At 65.6% G+C, this 13,421-nt stretch carries 15 protein-coding genes and 1 pseudogene; 3 read left to right on the top strand and 13 right to left on the bottom strand.

Translation table 11 applies throughout. From position 1 onward, the window contains the following. Positions 1-58: 58 nt before the first annotated feature. The 5 genes from C8E87_RS27580 to C8E87_RS27560 form a co-directional block, all read right to left on the bottom strand. Positions 59-781: an alpha/beta fold hydrolase gene (locus C8E87_RS27580; protein WP_133875784.1), complete on the bottom strand. Its 723-nt coding sequence runs from the start codon at positions 779-781 to the stop codon at positions 59-61. Positions 782-832: 51 nt separating this feature from the next. After that, a complete protein-coding gene (locus C8E87_RS27575; protein ID WP_133875783.1) occupies positions 833-1,738 on the bottom strand; it encodes an NADP-dependent oxidoreductase in 906 nt (301 codons plus the stop codon). 140 nt (positions 1,739-1,878) lie between these two features. Next, positions 1,879-2,073 (bottom strand): alpha/beta fold hydrolase, encoded by a 195-nt coding sequence (locus tag C8E87_RS27570; RefSeq protein WP_133875782.1) that lies wholly within the window; start codon positions 2,071-2,073, stop codon positions 1,879-1,881. Positions 2,074-2,216: 143 nt separating this feature from the next. Beyond that, positions 2,217-3,308 carry a Gfo/Idh/MocA family protein gene (locus C8E87_RS27565; protein ID WP_133875781.1) on the bottom strand — a complete coding sequence of 364 codons (1,092 nt, stop codon included), beginning with the start codon at positions 3,306-3,308 and terminating at the stop codon, positions 2,217-2,219. Positions 3,309-3,399: 91 nt separating this feature from the next. Beyond that, positions 3,400-4,371 (bottom strand): aldo/keto reductase, encoded by a 972-nt coding sequence (locus C8E87_RS27560; RefSeq protein WP_133875780.1) that lies wholly within the window; start codon positions 4,369-4,371, stop codon positions 3,400-3,402. Between the two features lie 137 nt (positions 4,372-4,508). Between C8E87_RS27560 and C8E87_RS27555 the strand changes: the two genes are divergently transcribed. Next, a complete protein-coding gene (locus C8E87_RS27555) occupies positions 4,509-4,760 on the top strand; it encodes a hypothetical protein (RefSeq protein WP_133875779.1) in 252 nt (83 codons plus the stop codon). A gap of 12 nt (positions 4,761-4,772) precedes the next feature. On the opposite strand, the gene C8E87_RS27550 is transcribed toward C8E87_RS27555, so the two are convergent. From C8E87_RS27550 to C8E87_RS27525, 6 genes and pseudogenes are all read right to left on the bottom strand, one after another. Then, entirely contained in the window at positions 4,773-4,964 is a 192-nt protein-coding gene (locus tag C8E87_RS27550; protein WP_133875778.1) for a hypothetical protein, read from the bottom strand. After that, the gene (locus tag C8E87_RS27545; RefSeq protein WP_133875777.1) at positions 4,961-5,506 is read right to left on the bottom strand and encodes a MarR family winged helix-turn-helix transcriptional regulator; all 546 of its coding nucleotides are present in this window, start codon (positions 5,504-5,506) and stop codon (positions 4,961-4,963) included. The genes C8E87_RS27550 and C8E87_RS27545 overlap by 4 nt, the downstream gene beginning before the upstream one ends. Before the next feature lie 338 nt (positions 5,507-5,844). Beyond that, positions 5,845-6,208, bottom strand: a pseudogene (locus C8E87_RS27540) (transposase family protein); the annotation flags it as partial. Positions 6,209-7,165: 957 nt separating this feature from the next. Further along, positions 7,166-8,329 carry an IS110 family RNA-guided transposase gene (locus tag C8E87_RS27535; RefSeq protein WP_133875776.1) on the bottom strand — a complete coding sequence of 388 codons (1,164 nt, stop codon included), beginning with the start codon at positions 8,327-8,329 and terminating at the stop codon, positions 7,166-7,168. A gap of 443 nt (positions 8,330-8,772) precedes the next feature. Continuing rightward, the gene (locus tag C8E87_RS27530; protein ID WP_166661250.1) at positions 8,773-9,684 is read right to left on the bottom strand and encodes a nucleotide-binding protein; all 912 of its coding nucleotides are present in this window, start codon (positions 9,682-9,684) and stop codon (positions 8,773-8,775) included. A gap of 265 nt (positions 9,685-9,949) precedes the next feature. Next, positions 9,950-10,615, bottom strand: a complete 666-nt coding sequence (locus tag C8E87_RS27525) for a hypothetical protein (protein WP_133875774.1) — start codon at positions 10,613-10,615, stop codon at positions 9,950-9,952. A gap of 248 nt (positions 10,616-10,863) precedes the next feature. On the opposite strand from C8E87_RS27525, the gene C8E87_RS27520 reads away from it, so the two are divergent. Further along, on the top strand, positions 10,864-11,667 hold the full coding sequence (locus C8E87_RS27520) for a hypothetical protein (protein WP_133875773.1): 804 nt from the start codon (positions 10,864-10,866) through the stop codon (positions 11,665-11,667). Between the two features lie 39 nt (positions 11,668-11,706). Here the strand turns inward: C8E87_RS27520 and C8E87_RS27515 are convergent, their stop codons facing one another. Next, positions 11,707-11,913 (bottom strand): hypothetical protein, encoded by a 207-nt coding sequence (locus C8E87_RS27515; protein WP_133875772.1) that lies wholly within the window; start codon positions 11,911-11,913, stop codon positions 11,707-11,709. Between the two features lie 161 nt (positions 11,914-12,074). Here C8E87_RS27515 and C8E87_RS43845 point away from each other — a divergent pair, with 161 nt between their 5' ends. Continuing rightward, positions 12,075-12,821, top strand: a complete 747-nt coding sequence (locus tag C8E87_RS43845; RefSeq protein WP_166661249.1) for a HEAT repeat domain-containing protein — start codon at positions 12,075-12,077, stop codon at positions 12,819-12,821. A gap of 192 nt (positions 12,822-13,013) precedes the next feature. Here the strand turns inward: C8E87_RS43845 and C8E87_RS27500 are convergent, their stop codons facing one another. Beyond that, the gene (locus tag C8E87_RS27500; protein ID WP_133875769.1) at positions 13,014-13,415 is read right to left on the bottom strand and encodes a hypothetical protein; all 402 of its coding nucleotides are present in this window, start codon (positions 13,413-13,415) and stop codon (positions 13,014-13,016) included. Between the last annotated feature and the right edge of the window lie 6 nt (positions 13,416-13,421).

Genomic DNA, 13,421 nt, shown 5'->3' with positions numbered 1-13,421 from the left:
AATAGATGCCGTTGGCGTAACGGCCGCGGGGTTCGAGCCCGGTGCCCGCGCACAGGTTTTACACCTGAGCCCAGTGGGCCTCGAGTTCGCGCGCGACATCGGCCGGACGCTCGATCATCGGCCAGTGCGAGCTGCGGAGCTTGAAGACGACACGTGCGCGTGTTGCATTACCGAGCTCGTCGGCGAAGCGGTGCGGAAGGAACGGATCGTCCAGGCCCCAGATCACCAGCGCGGGCGCGGTCACCTTGCTCAAACCCGGCTTCCACTCCGCCCCGACCTCGATCGCCGAACGGTAGAGGGCGAGGATGCTTGCCCGCATCGTGGCATCGAGATGCCGGACCGATTCGTCTGCCGCGTCGCGCGGCATCTGCGCTTCGTTGAGGCTTGCTGCGAACTCCTGGAGGTCGAGGTCCGCCATCCATTGCTCGCCCTCGCCTGGCGTTTGCCAGATCTTGGCAAGGTAGTGCCACCGGTACTCCGGGTCGATGGGCCCGCTGATGCCTGTCCATGTCCGCACCAGGTCCGGTCGGATGGATGCGAGACGACCCGTCAGCAGAGACCCCCAATCATGACCGACAAGGTCGACGGGTTCGCCGATTTCTTCGATCTTCTTGACAAGCCAATCGAGATACTCCTCTTTTGTCGACGCGAATCCCGCTGGTAGGGGTACACCGAACCCGGGGAGATCGATCGTGACAATATCTTCGCGCTGAAGATGGGAACGGACGGTATCCCAAAGCCGGTGGGTATCAGGTACACCGTGGACGAGAACTGCAGGCATTTCGGATCCTCCAATTGATTGTTGTCGTGTTCGAATGGCCGGTCGGCGGGGTCAGGGAAGGAGGATGACTTTGCCGTGGGTGTGGCCCGTGGCAACGAGGCGATGAGCGTCCGCGGCCTCGTCGAGCGGGAAGCTGCGGCCGATGCGCGCGATCCACGCGCCCGCGGCGATCAGATCCAGGGCTTCCTGGACAGGACCGCTGTCGCGGTTCCCGCTGCCTCCGGGGCTGAATGCGACGCCGTGTCGTGCGGCATCGCGGTCGGCGAGGGTCACGACCCGGTCGGGGCCGCCGAGAACTTCGACCAGAGCGGGAAGGAGCCCCTTGCCGGCGGTGTCCAGCGCGGCGTCGACCCCGCCCGGAGCGGCAGCGCGGATGCGATCGATCAGGCCCGGTCCGTGAGCGACCGGGATCGCACCGAGGCTCTTGACGAAGTCGGCGTTGGAGGTGCCGGCGACGCCGATCACGGTGACACCGCGCTGTCGCGCGAACTGCACCGCAGCGCTGCCCAGTGCCCCGCTCGCGCCGGTGACCACGAGCGTGTCACCCGGGCGAAGGTTCAGAAGCCCGAGAGCCCTCGCCGCATTGTCGGCGCCGATGACAGTGGCCGCGGCCTGCTCGAAGGTAACACCGTCGGGGATGGTCGCGTAGTTGCTACTCACTGTGTATTCGGCGTAGGAGCCCTGGGTGGCGGAGTCCGGCCACCCAGCGACGCGGTCGCCGACCAGGCCCTCATCGACACCCGGGCCGACCGCCTCGACGACGCCCGCGAACTCGAATCCGATGATGGCGGGTGCATGCAGGCGGAAGGCGCCGGCGCGTGCGAGGATCTCCGCCGGGTTCACTCCGGCGGCGTGAACCCGCGCCAGTACCTGACCCGGACCCGGCACCGGCCGCGGAGCCTCTGCGACCCGCAGCACAGACGGTTCGCCGAACGAGGTGATGACGGTGGCTTTCATGATGATCCTTCTCCTTCTTATCGAGCCGGCGGCACTTCCGCTGCGGCGTGCTCCGGCGTGCTCGCTCCTTGAGGCCCGGTTGTGAGGTCACGTCCCTTTCAGGACTGATCGGTACGCACGTAACGGAGACGGGCAAAGATTTATTCGCACGCCGCCTGAAAACCCGCCCGTTGCTGTTCGCGGCGTTCGAGGGTGGTCGCGTGCGGATCGAGCGCGCCGTCCAGCACGAGTGCGCGCACGTTGTCGGGGAACATCTCGGCGTACACCGCGCCCGGTCTCGTGCCGTAGCTCGAGCCCGCGAAGAAGAGTGCCGTGTCGCCGAGGACGGCGCGCATGAAAAGGGGGCTGAGATCTTAACTGTTAACCCTTACCGTAAAAGGCGGGTTAGTCCCATTTTCCAGTCAACGTTCCAATGGCCGGATAGGTAACGGTATTGAATGGTTCCAATCTTCCGCGGGACTCCGAGGGAGATAACCCGTCATTGCCGGATGCCGGTACGTGCGGCCTGTTCGAGTCGCGCGACGAGCCGGCTGTTGTGGAAGGCGTGGTCGAAGCCCGGCGTGTGGTAGGTCCCGTTCGCGATGTCGTCGGCAAGGCTGGCGTAGATCTCGCCGACGTTGATGGCTGCTCCGGTCCAGATGTCGATGGCGGCCGGACCGGCGTCGACAGCCACGGGGCGGTCGGGTGCGTCGAACTCGGCGCTCGACGCCAGGGTCAGGTCGCCGACCTGAACGCCGGCGGGGTGGTTGCCGGTCAGCGTCAGCCAGCCGTCCGACCCGCGGATCTCCAGGCTGAAGCGGGCGTCGGGCACGGGGACGCCGGCCAGCACCTGGACCCCGACGGGCGCGCCGGATGCTGTCTTGACGACGGCGTCGAGATGGTCCGGGACCTCCCGGACGGCGATCGTGCCGGTGTCGGTCAGCTTCACCTGGGGCCAGAGGATTTCCGTACGGGCGTCGATGTCGGTGATGTCGCCGAGAACCGCTTCGACCACGTCCAGCACGTGGCCCACGGCGATCGGCAGGAAACCGGCACCGGCCGCCGCCTTGTCGAAGTACTCGTAGACGCTGATCGATTCCGGCCCGTTGCCGAAGGTTGTCGAGGTGACCCGGGCCGACAGCACCCGGCCGAGCCGGCCCGCCGCGATGATCTCGGCCGCCCGGCGTACGGAAGGGTTCAGCCGGCCCTGCAGCCCGATCGCCGTGTGCAGGGAACCGGCCGCGGCCGCCATCTCTTCTGCCTGGGCGACGCTCGTTCCCAGCGGGGATTCCGAATAGACAGCCTTCCCGGCGGCGAGAGCGGCGAGCACCAGGTCGCGGTGGGCCGGCACCTTGACGGCCACGGTGACGAGATCGATCGACGGATCGCGAATGAGCTCGTACGGATCGGCGTACCAGCGTTCGGTGCCGAAGGCTTCGGCGGCGGCGCGGGCGCTCTCCTCGTGCCGGGTGGCCACGGCGGCCAGCGTGAACCGCGGCTGAGCCGCCAGGGCGGGAACGTGGGCCGACCCGGCCCAACTGGCCCTGGTGTCCGCCCCGATGATCCCTACGCGAATCGTTGTGCTTGACATGAGAATCAGTTCCGTTCGTTGTTTCTAGGCGCGGCAAGGCCTATCCGTGCTGCGCGGTCGATACCGGGGAAAGCGGTGTCCTCCGGCTGTGTCAGCGGTCGATCACGGCCATGTCGGCCTCGGCGTGACGGTCACCCGAGGCCGGTACGAGCCGATCCAGACGGGCGATCTGGCCGTCGGTGAGCCGGAGGCCGTCGGCGGCGGTGTTCTCCTCGAGCCGGTCAATGCGCCGGGTGCCGGGGATGGCCGCGATGCCGTCTCCCCGATTCAGCAGCCAGGCCAACGCGACCTGCGCCGGCGTAGCACCGGCGTCGGCCGCGACCTCGCTCACCGCGTCGACGATGCGCAGGTTGCGGGTGAGGTTGTCGCCGGTGAACCGGGGGTTGGTGCGACGCCAGTCACCCGCGTCCAGGCCGTCGAGGGTTCGGATGCCGCCGGTAAGGAAGCCGTGCCCCAGAGGCGAGTAGGCCACCAGGCCGATTCCCAGCTCACGCAATGTCGGCCGGATGTCCGCCTCGGGGCCGCGCGTCCACAGGGAGTACTCGGTCTGCACGGCGGCCAGCGGATGGACCGCGTGCGCGCGCCGGATCGTCGCCGGGCCGGCTTCCGACAGCCCGATGTGACGCACCTTGCCCGCTGCGACCAGCTCGCCGAGGGCGCCGACCGTTTCCTCGACGGGCGTGCCGGGGTCGATCCGGTGCTGGTAGTACAGGTCGATGCGGTCGGTGCCGAGCCGACGCAGTGATCCGTCGACCGCCGCCCGGACATTGGCCGGTGTGCCGTCCAGGCCGGGCCGGCCGGTGTGCGAGACCAGGCCGAACTTGGTGGCCAGCACGACGTCGTCCCGGCGGCCTTTGACGGCGCGGCCGACCAGTTCCTCGTTGATGTACGGCCCGTACACCTCGGCGGTGTCCAGATGGGTGACACCCAGGTCCAGGGCGCGTTGGATGGTGCGGATAGACGCCTCGTCGTCGCGGCCTGCGCCGGTGTAGAAGGCCGACATTCCCATGGCCCCGAGCCCGATGCGCGAGACCTCGAGCCCACCCAGACGGGTGATCTGCATGGCCGGTCCTCCTCTCGAACGATGCGGCGCGGTGCGGGTACCAGGAACAGTTCGGTACCCGCTAGCGTGAACTTGACGCATCAACATCAAAGCAGGGTTCAACTTGATACGTCAACAAGGCCCGAGGGAGTGATGGCATGGCGAAGACCACAGCGATCGCGTCGGGGCGCAAGGCGAGCGAGCCCCCGAGATCGTCTGGTGAAGACGCTGGCTGGCTGAAAAAGTGCTCGTGGGCCGGGCATGAATGGCCTGCGGCCTTTGAGGAACGGAGGCCCGGCGTCAGCATCATCCCCGTCGCTCAGCGCCCAACCCGGCAGGTGGATCTCGGCCGCCGGAGTCGCTCTGAAGAAACCGATGGCGATGCCGCGTTGCGCCAGCTTGCCGAGTAAAGTTCGCCGGCCCTAAACGTCAGTAAGGGACTCGAGCGCCGACATGGTCTGCAGGGAGAGCAGGCGCGCGTTCTCGAGCGCTGCCACCACCCAGCGGCCATCTCGCCACACCTGCATGGAAAAGCGGGTCGACGGCGGTTTTTCCTCGCCCGGCATGAGGATCCCGACACGGCTGGGCGCGGCGCACTTGGAGGGCGTGGTCACGTCACGCTGTCCGGATCGGGTTCAGGTCTCCTGCGGCCGATGGCGGCGCTGACGGCGGTGCCGATCCGGCGTAATGCCGCCAGGTCTCGGGGCTCGAGCTGGTCGATGAGGTATTCACGGACTGCGGCGACATGGCCTGGCGCAGCCGCGACTACTTCGCGATAGCCGTCTTCGGTCAGCGTCGCGACGGTGCGGCGGCCAGCCCCGGGAATCCGGGCCCGCTCCAGGAGGCCCCGTTTCTCCAGCCGCCCGACGACATGCGACAGCCGGGACAACGAAGCCGACGTCCGGGCGGCCAGATCACTCATCTGCAATGTATGTTCCGGCTGTTCGGACAGCACCGAGAGCACCATGTACTCGAAGAACGTCAGCGGCGTCTCACGTTGCATTCTCGCGTCCAGGGCAGCGGGCAAGCTGATCATGATTGCCGAGTTCGCCCACCAGGCGGCCAGCTCATCCTCACTCAGCCAGCGCGTTTCCGCAGCTGGCTCCGCCGGCTCGCTCCCGCCGGACCCCACGCCGCTCGCTGCGGTCTTCGACATGCCGTTACTTTATCGCACCTTGTTGACGCATCAACTTAGGGTCGCGCGTGGTGCTTTATTCGGTGCAGCGCAGGTCGCTTTCTGGGACTCCTGTTCCTATGCTCGCCTGCGACATTAGGAACCTTGTGGGACGTGCAGGCAGAGCTGGAAGCTCAACAAAAGGACTGGTCATCTGCGCCAATCCCTCACAGTGGCGTACCGTCCGGCCCGTTGCAGACGGACGGCCTGGTGAGGACGTACATGGCGCGCTTCGACAGTTACTTGGCAGTCTGCAAAAATTGCTGCAACAGGCGAGTCGCAGGCTGTCCAACCCAGATTTGGAAGTCAGTGAGCATTTTTCATCCTGCGTAGCGGTTGGCTTCGATGTGGTGCAGAACGAGGATGGCCTGCACGATCGCGGTTGCTCGGCGTGGGCGGCAACGCAGCTTGACCAGGATCCTCCAGGTCTTGAGCGCGGCGATCGCCCGTTCACCACTGGCGCGGATCTTGGCGTGGCTCGGTTGACCGCCTTCTGCCGGCGTGACAGCTTCGGCCGGAAGCGGCGCCGCTTGAACGGGTGCGCACGCTGCCGCGGGCGCTTTGGCAGCCCTTATCGGCGAATGTTGTGACGTCTGCGCTGGTCAGCGCGTCGATGATGCCGTGGCTGCGGGCAGCGGTCAGGTCATGGACCGCACCGGGCAGCGCGGCCGAGGCCCATACCAGGGGCCAGAAGGTAGTTGTAGCGGGTTGTCTCCGGGTGATTCCGGCCCGTAGAGCGCGGTCCCAGTCGCGCAGGAAGCCGGCCCAGTCGCCCTTCTCCAGGCCTTCGCACAGTCGGTCGAGCTTCAGTAGGGGCATCTCTCGTCACCTGCCGAGTCAAGGGTCTACAAGCGGCGTGCTCGACCCGGCTGACGTCGCCAGACACGAAAAAGGGGCTCTCGCAAGTCTCTGACCTGCGAAAATCCCTTCGCTGTCGGGCTGACAGGATTTGAACCTGCGACCCCTTGCTCCAAATCAAGGGGTCACGAGACTATGCACTGCTTGTCAGAAGCTGCTTCTGACCAGGCCAAACACGGCCGATACGGCTCGATGGGTTGTCAGCACTTGCCACGAGTTCACGTTGTTTTCGGTGGGTAAAAGGTGGGTGGATCAGAACCGCCACGCACCCGCAGGAGGCCGCGCCGCGTGAGCAGAACCCGGTAGACCGGATTGGCGCAACCCGAACGGCATTCACGCTGTTCAGGGCACCATCGTGACGTTGACGGCCGTACGCCAACGCCTGCCCTGACCAGTTCACGACGACCTTCAGCCGCAGCCTCGTCCGACCGATCGGATCCGCAAACAAGCATCGGCGCTGCGGCCTCAGCCGCCCACCCACCGCCCGTGGATCATGACGGCCAGAGGCGGTGACCGCCCGCTGAGCTACCTTTCGCCGGCGGAGGCGCCGTTCTCGCTCCCGCACCACCAACAGGTGTGGCGCTTCGTTCCCGACATGGCCAGAACGACGATCGCACGGTAACGCAGGAAGAAGACCCGTTCCGCCAGAGTTGGTCCCCACCGACCCGCCACCGGGCTTCGGACCGACCGAGAGCCCAACTCCTCAACATCGGCCACTACAGAGGGTAACAGCCTGAAGAGTCAGACTTCATGATCGATTCACTCATTTGGCACCCCTCTGTGTCAAGAGACGGCGAGGAGTTGTGTTCTAGGCTGAGGCTCGGCGGGTCCGGGAAGTGACTTATCCGAAGTGTCGATCATGGGGATCAGGTCGGCCGCGCTGGATTTCAGAGCCGCTCCCACGTGTCCTCCCGGGCCCGTCTCGACGCGTATGGCGTCGTTGACCATCTGCCGGTAGACGACGTCGGACAGCCGCCGTTTGAGCGCGCGCAGGGCTTCCACCGGGGTTTTGCCGGCGGCGAGTTTGCGCCGGTAGTAGGCGCGGCCTTGGGTGTCGTTGCGCAGTTGGACGACGGCCATGATGTGCAGGGTGCGGTTGATGCGCCGGTTGCCGGCCCGCGATAGCCGATGTCTGTTCTGGTCGCCGGATGAGGCGTCCAGCGGTGCGGTGCCGTTCCAGGACGCGAAGTGCCCGCGGCTGGCGAAGCGGCTGATGTCCGCGACGTCACCGATCAGCCGGGCGGCTCCGGACGGCCCGATCCCGTGCAGGTCCTGCAGACTGCTACCGGTCGCCTCGACCAGCTCGCGCAGTTCCTTGTCCGCAGCTTTGGTCTTCTTGTCGACCTGGACCAGTTCGGTGATCAGTTCGGAGGCAAGCCGGCGACGAGTCCGCCCGACCAGGTCACGAGGACGAATCGTGTTGAGCAGCGCGCGGGCCTGCGCGGCGGACAGGTACTTCTTCGCGCCCCCGGGCAGCAGCTCGAGCAGCAGCTTGTGGATCCGGTTGAGCAGGTCGGTGTGAGCGCGGCCCAGTCCGTCGCGACAGTCGACCAGCAACCGCAACGCCACCGTCACATCGTCGACGTCGACCTGCCGCAAACCCTTGCTGCGCAACGCCGCGACCGCGACGCTGTGCGCGTCGACCGGATCGGTCTTACGGCCTTGGCCGGTATCGAACACCCGGGCGCGGGCGGACAGCTTCGCGGGTACGTCCACCACGGTCTCGCCGTCGGCGACCAGGCGCTGGGCGATGTGTTTGCCAATGCCGTTGCAGCCTTCGACCGCCCAGATCCGGTCCTTGTACTGCCGGCTGAGTTTGAGCATCGAATGGTAGCCGTCGCGGTCGGTGCTGAACCGGCCTTGTGCGAGGACCTTCTCGCGGTCGTTGATGACCTCGATGGTCGCGGACCGCTTGTGCGGATCCATGCCGATGATGACCTGTCCCATGCCTGCTCTCCTCGATCGAACCCGGGGTTGAATCCGGCGAGGAGGGCAGCGCTACTTCGAGCTGGGCAGTCCCCTCTTGAGCCTCTCCGCGCCACGGTGACCGGCGGGACGCATGCCAAATCTGAGCCACACCAACAGACGGTGGACAGCCGATGAGCGAGCGACCCCACCGGTCACCTCGACCAAGCCTGGCCGGGCTGCGGTCGTACCACCAGTAAATAAGTAGCCGATGAGAGTGCATCCATCACGCGCTCGAGACGCGTGGCCAGTCTATGGAGTCGAGTTATCTGAGTCATTAGGAAAAGAAACGCCACAACGGAATCTGTGAAGCCTTAAGACATTGTGCAGATCGTTGTTCTTCATGCGGATCACTGGACGCCGGTTGCGCTGTGTGTCGCTTGCCGGTCCCAGGGTTGGCGCTGCCCGCGCAGAAGTATGAGCTATCACAAAGCGCCCACGAACGCGGTCAGGACGCGCTTGATAGGGTCGATGTCGGTGCGGTCAGGAAGTGAGGCGTAGATGTCGCCGCCAAGATCGGCAGGCATCTTGGAGCCGGCCTCGCGCACTATCAGCACGTTGTGCTTGCCCTTGCGGCCGATGAAGTAGCCGGCCTCGAACACGACGTTGTCGCGGGGGACTGCGGTGTCGGCAGTCGTCTGGTCGGCGAGGTTATCGTCGTTGGTGAACAGGAAGACGCCGCCGACCGAGCGCGCGGCGGCGGACTCGATCTGCTCGATGATGGAACGGCCGGGCAGGAAGTCCGTCCGCCAGTCGAGCACCCGGGCGCCGAGTGATTGCAGGAACTCCTTGACGGCTTTGGCCGTGTCAATCGAGTGGCCGCAGTAGCCGAGAAAGAGGTCGCGGCGACTCTCGAGCTGGGCCTTCCAGTATCCGAACGGGACACGGAACTCGTCGGTGTGCAGCCACGAGACGTCCGCACCGGGCGGGAACTGGCCGAGATAGCCGCCGAACGCGAAGTCAAAGACGACCCGGTGTGGTATGTCGGCCTGCACCAGCACGAGTGTGGGCAGGCCCAGGGTGCGGGCCAGAGCACCCTCGTAATGATTGAATTCGGTGGGCAGCCGAACCTCGTTGCCGTGCCCGTCGTCGAACGTCCAGCGGGGCATGCCGAGGATCACCGCGCCGGTGCAGCGTCGGGCGATGTCGTCGGCTTCCGTCGGGCTCCACGACTTCGCCGAGGCGAGTCCCGGGTGACCCTTCGGATTGGTGAAGATCTCGGGGGTGTAGCCGAGCTTCGCGATCTCCTCGACGATGCCCCACTTGAGCTGGTTCTGTGCGGCGGTGAGCCATCCGTCGGCCGGCAGACTCACATAGATGCGACGCGTAAGCTCCATGTATTCGCAGGATACGCGAGACATCATGTCAACTCTTCGTCCGTCCGGTCATTCTCTCGCGGAGTAGCGGTCGACCAGGCCTCCAGTTGGAAGCCCTCGCCGCAAATCAGGAAGACCGAGAGGGCTCACAGGGCACTGATCTACCTCCATGCATAACGGGCCCCCTATTTATTCCGAGAAGCTGAGGCGGGGCGCATTGTTTTGCCGCCGTCCGTGCACCACGACGAGCCGCAACTGTCACGCGGGGTGGTCGGGAGCATCGGATTCAATGGTCGCAAGAGGCGTCGTCGGTCTGATAGCGGCGGATGTACTGTTCAGCATCAGCCGACATGGGTTCACCATCGTTGGCTGCGAACCAGATTTCATTCTCCAGCCAGAAGCGGTAAAGGAACGACTCGAAAGACTCGCCGCAGAACTCAATCTCGCCGTCGTCTGTGTAGCTGTCGCCCGGGCCGCCGTAGAAGTCCGCCGAGCAGACGACCGCATGATCGGTCGCGGTGAGGTACAGATACCAGTAGAGGCAGCCCTGCTGGTCTGCGAGGAAGCGGATGAGGTGGCCATCGATGCCCGGCACCGTGACCGGCGTCGGACCGACGCTGATGTAGCACGCTGTGCAGGAGCGGATCTTGCTCTGTAGCCGCGGCGAACGCAGGAAGTCGAGAAAGACCACGGGAAGCTTCAGGCCGAGCTGGCCGCAGGCCGCCTCCAATGCGGGGAGTTCGACGACCGGCTTGGTGCCGATGCTCCACGCCTGAGGCGTCGGCTGATCCTCGAGCCAAGCCAGATTGTCGCTCAACTGGCGCGGGATCGGGGGAAGGGCTTCGAACTCGAACTGGCCGTAGGTGCCCATCGTCGCGCGACTAGCCACTCCCGCGGCTTCCAGGCCGAACGCCCACCAGTAAGGACGAAAAGGCGATTTCTGTGCCTGCACGCGGACCCTCCCATAGCCGATGTCGCAGCAAGGTACCGCCCGGGTACGACAGGGGACCAAGCCAGGCAGCCTGGGGAGTGTCCGCATCCGCATCTGCCGCCGAGCGTGCGCGCCACCCGCGGGGCCTGGTCATGCAGTGTGACTGTCGGCTGGGCGTCTCGGTGCACGCTCGTGCCGATGAGAGGAATCCGTCTCGATGATGCAGAACTCGGTTGCGAACGCCATCGTTCGGCCACGAGGGTACGTCTGTGACGGACCGATCCATTGCCTTGGAGATCCCGCTCGGCCTCTCCCCCGAACGGCGCAACCTACTCACCGACTTGGCGCGGCGAAACGAGGTGGACCACGGCGCAGATTTCCTAGGACTCGTCCTTTCAGGTTCCGCGGGTAGGGGCGTCGCAACCGACCGGTCCGATCTCGACGTGTATGTCGTGCTGACCGACGCCGGTATGCGCGGACGCCAGACGAGCCGATCCTCGGCGGTCGATGAGATCTCCGTGACGATCTCGAGCTTGGAGCGGGTACCGCAATTCGGAACGAACGGCTGGTGGTTCCGTTGGTCGTTCGCGTGGGCACCGGTGCTGCTCGACCGCACCGAAGGACGCTTGCAGCCCGCGCTGCGGCGGCAGGCAACCGTAACCGCCGATGAGGCGGAATCGATCCTCGTTGAGCACGACCGCCTCGATGGCTGGCTCAACTACGCCTATCGCGCTCTTAAGAACGACCGCGACGGACGCCCGCTGGAGCGCCGGCTGGACGCTGCCGAGTCGATGCCTTGGCTGCTGGATGTCATCTTCACACTGGCCGGACGGGTCCGTCCCTACCACAAATACCTGCCGTGGGAACTGCGCCAACACCCGCTACCTCACTGGCATGCCGAGGAATTGCTTGCCTTGCTGACCGCCACGCTGGACGGCGACCCGTCAACGATCCGCACGACTTTCGAGCGAGTCGAAAGGCTGTGCACAACTTTCGACAACGAGCGCACCGAACCCGTCCTCACCCCTGTCATCGACAGCTGGGGCGAAGAATTGCAGTTGTTGAGGCGCTGAAGAAACGTCCGGATTTGCCGCTGACATGTCGCTCCGACCTCAGCCGAGGTGATCGCAGTAAGCATTACAGCGGCGGCCGATTGCGTGAGCAAGCTCGTGGAGGAGGGCTCCCAGTCGCTCGGCTTCTTCCTTGGTGGGCGCCGTTACCGGCGCGCCCGCCGCGATGTGCTCGCCGACCTCGTACAGCGTCACGTAGAGGTCCTCGGCGGTCGCCCGGTCCAGGCGAAGGGTGATTTCTTCTGCCACGCGCCGACGTTACTCACATGCCGCGTACGGTGCGCGACGGACTGTGACCGCATGCCGTGCTCCGTATCTTCGTGAGGCCGGGTTCGGCAGTCCAAAGTACCCTCGCTGGGCGGCCGAAATTCGGGGTCCTCACTTCCCCTCGGTCGGCTACGGTGCCTGCGATGGCGGAGTTCGTACACATCACCACCGCGCGGGCGTCCGGGCGTATCCGGCGCTCGGGGATCGCCGCGCGTAGCCACGGGCGTGACGGCGGACGCGGCGTGTATTGCATGCCGGTGCTGCCGTCGTACACGCTCACCTGTCAATGGGTCCGAGAGCTACGGCGCTGGCAGCAAGGCGTCCTGGTCGCGGTACAGCTGCGGCTGCCCGACGCCGACCCGGTGACCGTCGGACGCTACGGCACCACGCCACGGCAGGTCACCGCCGCGCAGGCGGTCGCGGTGATACGCCGACTGGACGATCCGCGCGGTTACGAGGTGTTCGTGCCTCGGGCGGTTACCCCCGGTGAAGTGCGGCGGGTCCGCGATGTGCCGCAGGGGGCCGGCTGGCGGTATCTGCCACAGGCTCACGGCCGTCGGCCCTGCGGCTGTTGCGCGCAACGGGGCGAGTACAAAGGAGCTGGGCTGCGCCGCTGGTTCCCGTACGACGGACCACCACGGCCGAAGCACGAGCTGATGGCAAACCTGCGGGACGCGGCAACCGCCGATGAGATCATCGACGTGCTCAGCGAACTCGGCCGTGCCCGACGCGGCGGCGCCTGGGAACTGGCCCACTTGGCCGAGCATCCCGACCCGCATGTGCGCGACACCCTCGCCAGTGTCCTGCGCGTCTACCGTGGCCGTGAAGCACGGCAGCTTCGGCAACGGCTGCAGGTAGATTCTGCCGATGATGGCCCGCCCGACGCGTGACCCGATCCTGTTTCTCGACGTCGACGGCACGCTACTTCCGTTCCGCGCCCGATCCGCCGAGTTCGCCGAAGTCCCGGCCGACGCCATCGGGCCGGCCGATGACGTCCCGAATCCCGCCGGTTCCCGCCCAAAAATCCCAGTTCAAGCACCCCTTTAACCGACTACGCAATCCCCCTGTACGAACATCGCCTTCTACCATGTCCGCCATTCGTCGGTTATGTCCTCGCGGGGGATTTCGCGGCGAGCCGACAAAGCGTCTAGGTCGAGCCCCGCTTCGGTTAGGGCTCGGTCTATATATTGACAGAGTACGGTGCGCTCTTCTGTGGCGATTGCATCTGATTCGTAGTCATCGTTAAGTGCGTTGAGAGCAAAGACAGCTTTTTGGACGACGATGAGGACTTCCTCATCGCTTGGATTGCGCAGTCCCGCCACATCCCTCTCGAACGAGTCGAAAATCTCGTCGAACCGCACCAGCAGATCCGGCGGGTGCAACTTTCCAAGCACGGCATCCTCTTGCTCTAGGGAACCTGCTTTGACGAGCGCCGCTTCCTCTGCAACGCCTTCGCGCCACTCATCCGATGGCCTGATTACCATTTTACG

The organism is Paractinoplanes brasiliensis, assembly GCF_004362215.1.
GTDB lineage: Bacteria > Actinomycetota > Actinomycetes > Mycobacteriales > Micromonosporaceae > Actinoplanes > Actinoplanes brasiliensis.
This window is presented reverse-complemented; position numbering and strand designations above follow the sequence as displayed.

What these genes read in the sequence shown, in the direction of transcription:
- C8E87_RS27580 (WP_133875784.1), bottom strand. Translation starts at nt 781, where the DNA reads ATGCCTGCAGTTCTCGTCCACGGTGTACCTGATACCCACCGGCTTTGG.
- C8E87_RS27575 (WP_133875783.1), bottom strand. Translation starts at nt 1,738, where the DNA reads ATGAAAGCCACCGTCATCACCTCGTTCGGCGAACCGTCTGTGCTGCGG.
- C8E87_RS27570 (WP_133875782.1), bottom strand. Translation starts at nt 2,073, where the DNA reads ATGCGCGCCGTCCTCGGCGACACGGCACTCTTCTTCGCGGGCTCGAGC.
- C8E87_RS27565 (WP_133875781.1), bottom strand. Translation starts at nt 3,308, where the DNA reads ATGTCAAGCACAACGATTCGCGTAGGGATCATCGGGGCGGACACCAGG.
- C8E87_RS27560 (WP_133875780.1), bottom strand. Translation starts at nt 4,371, where the DNA reads ATGCAGATCACCCGTCTGGGTGGGCTCGAGGTCTCGCGCATCGGGCTC.
- C8E87_RS27555 (WP_133875779.1), top strand. Translation starts at nt 4,509, where the DNA reads ATGGCGAAGACCACAGCGATCGCGTCGGGGCGCAAGGCGAGCGAGCCC.
- C8E87_RS27545 (WP_133875777.1), bottom strand. Translation starts at nt 5,506, where the DNA reads ATGTCGAAGACCGCAGCGAGCGGCGTGGGGTCCGGCGGGAGCGAGCCG.
- C8E87_RS27535 (WP_133875776.1), bottom strand. Translation starts at nt 8,329, where the DNA reads ATGGGACAGGTCATCATCGGCATGGATCCGCACAAGCGGTCCGCGACC.
- C8E87_RS27530 (WP_166661250.1), bottom strand. Translation starts at nt 9,684, where the DNA reads ATGGAGCTTACGCGTCGCATCTATGTGAGTCTGCCGGCCGACGGATGG.
- C8E87_RS43845 (WP_166661249.1), top strand. Translation starts at nt 12,075, where the DNA reads ATGGCGGAGTTCGTACACATCACCACCGCGCGGGCGTCCGGGCGTATC.
- C8E87_RS27500 (WP_133875769.1), bottom strand. Translation starts at nt 13,415, where the DNA reads ATGGTAATCAGGCCATCGGATGAGTGGCGCGAAGGCGTTGCAGAGGAA.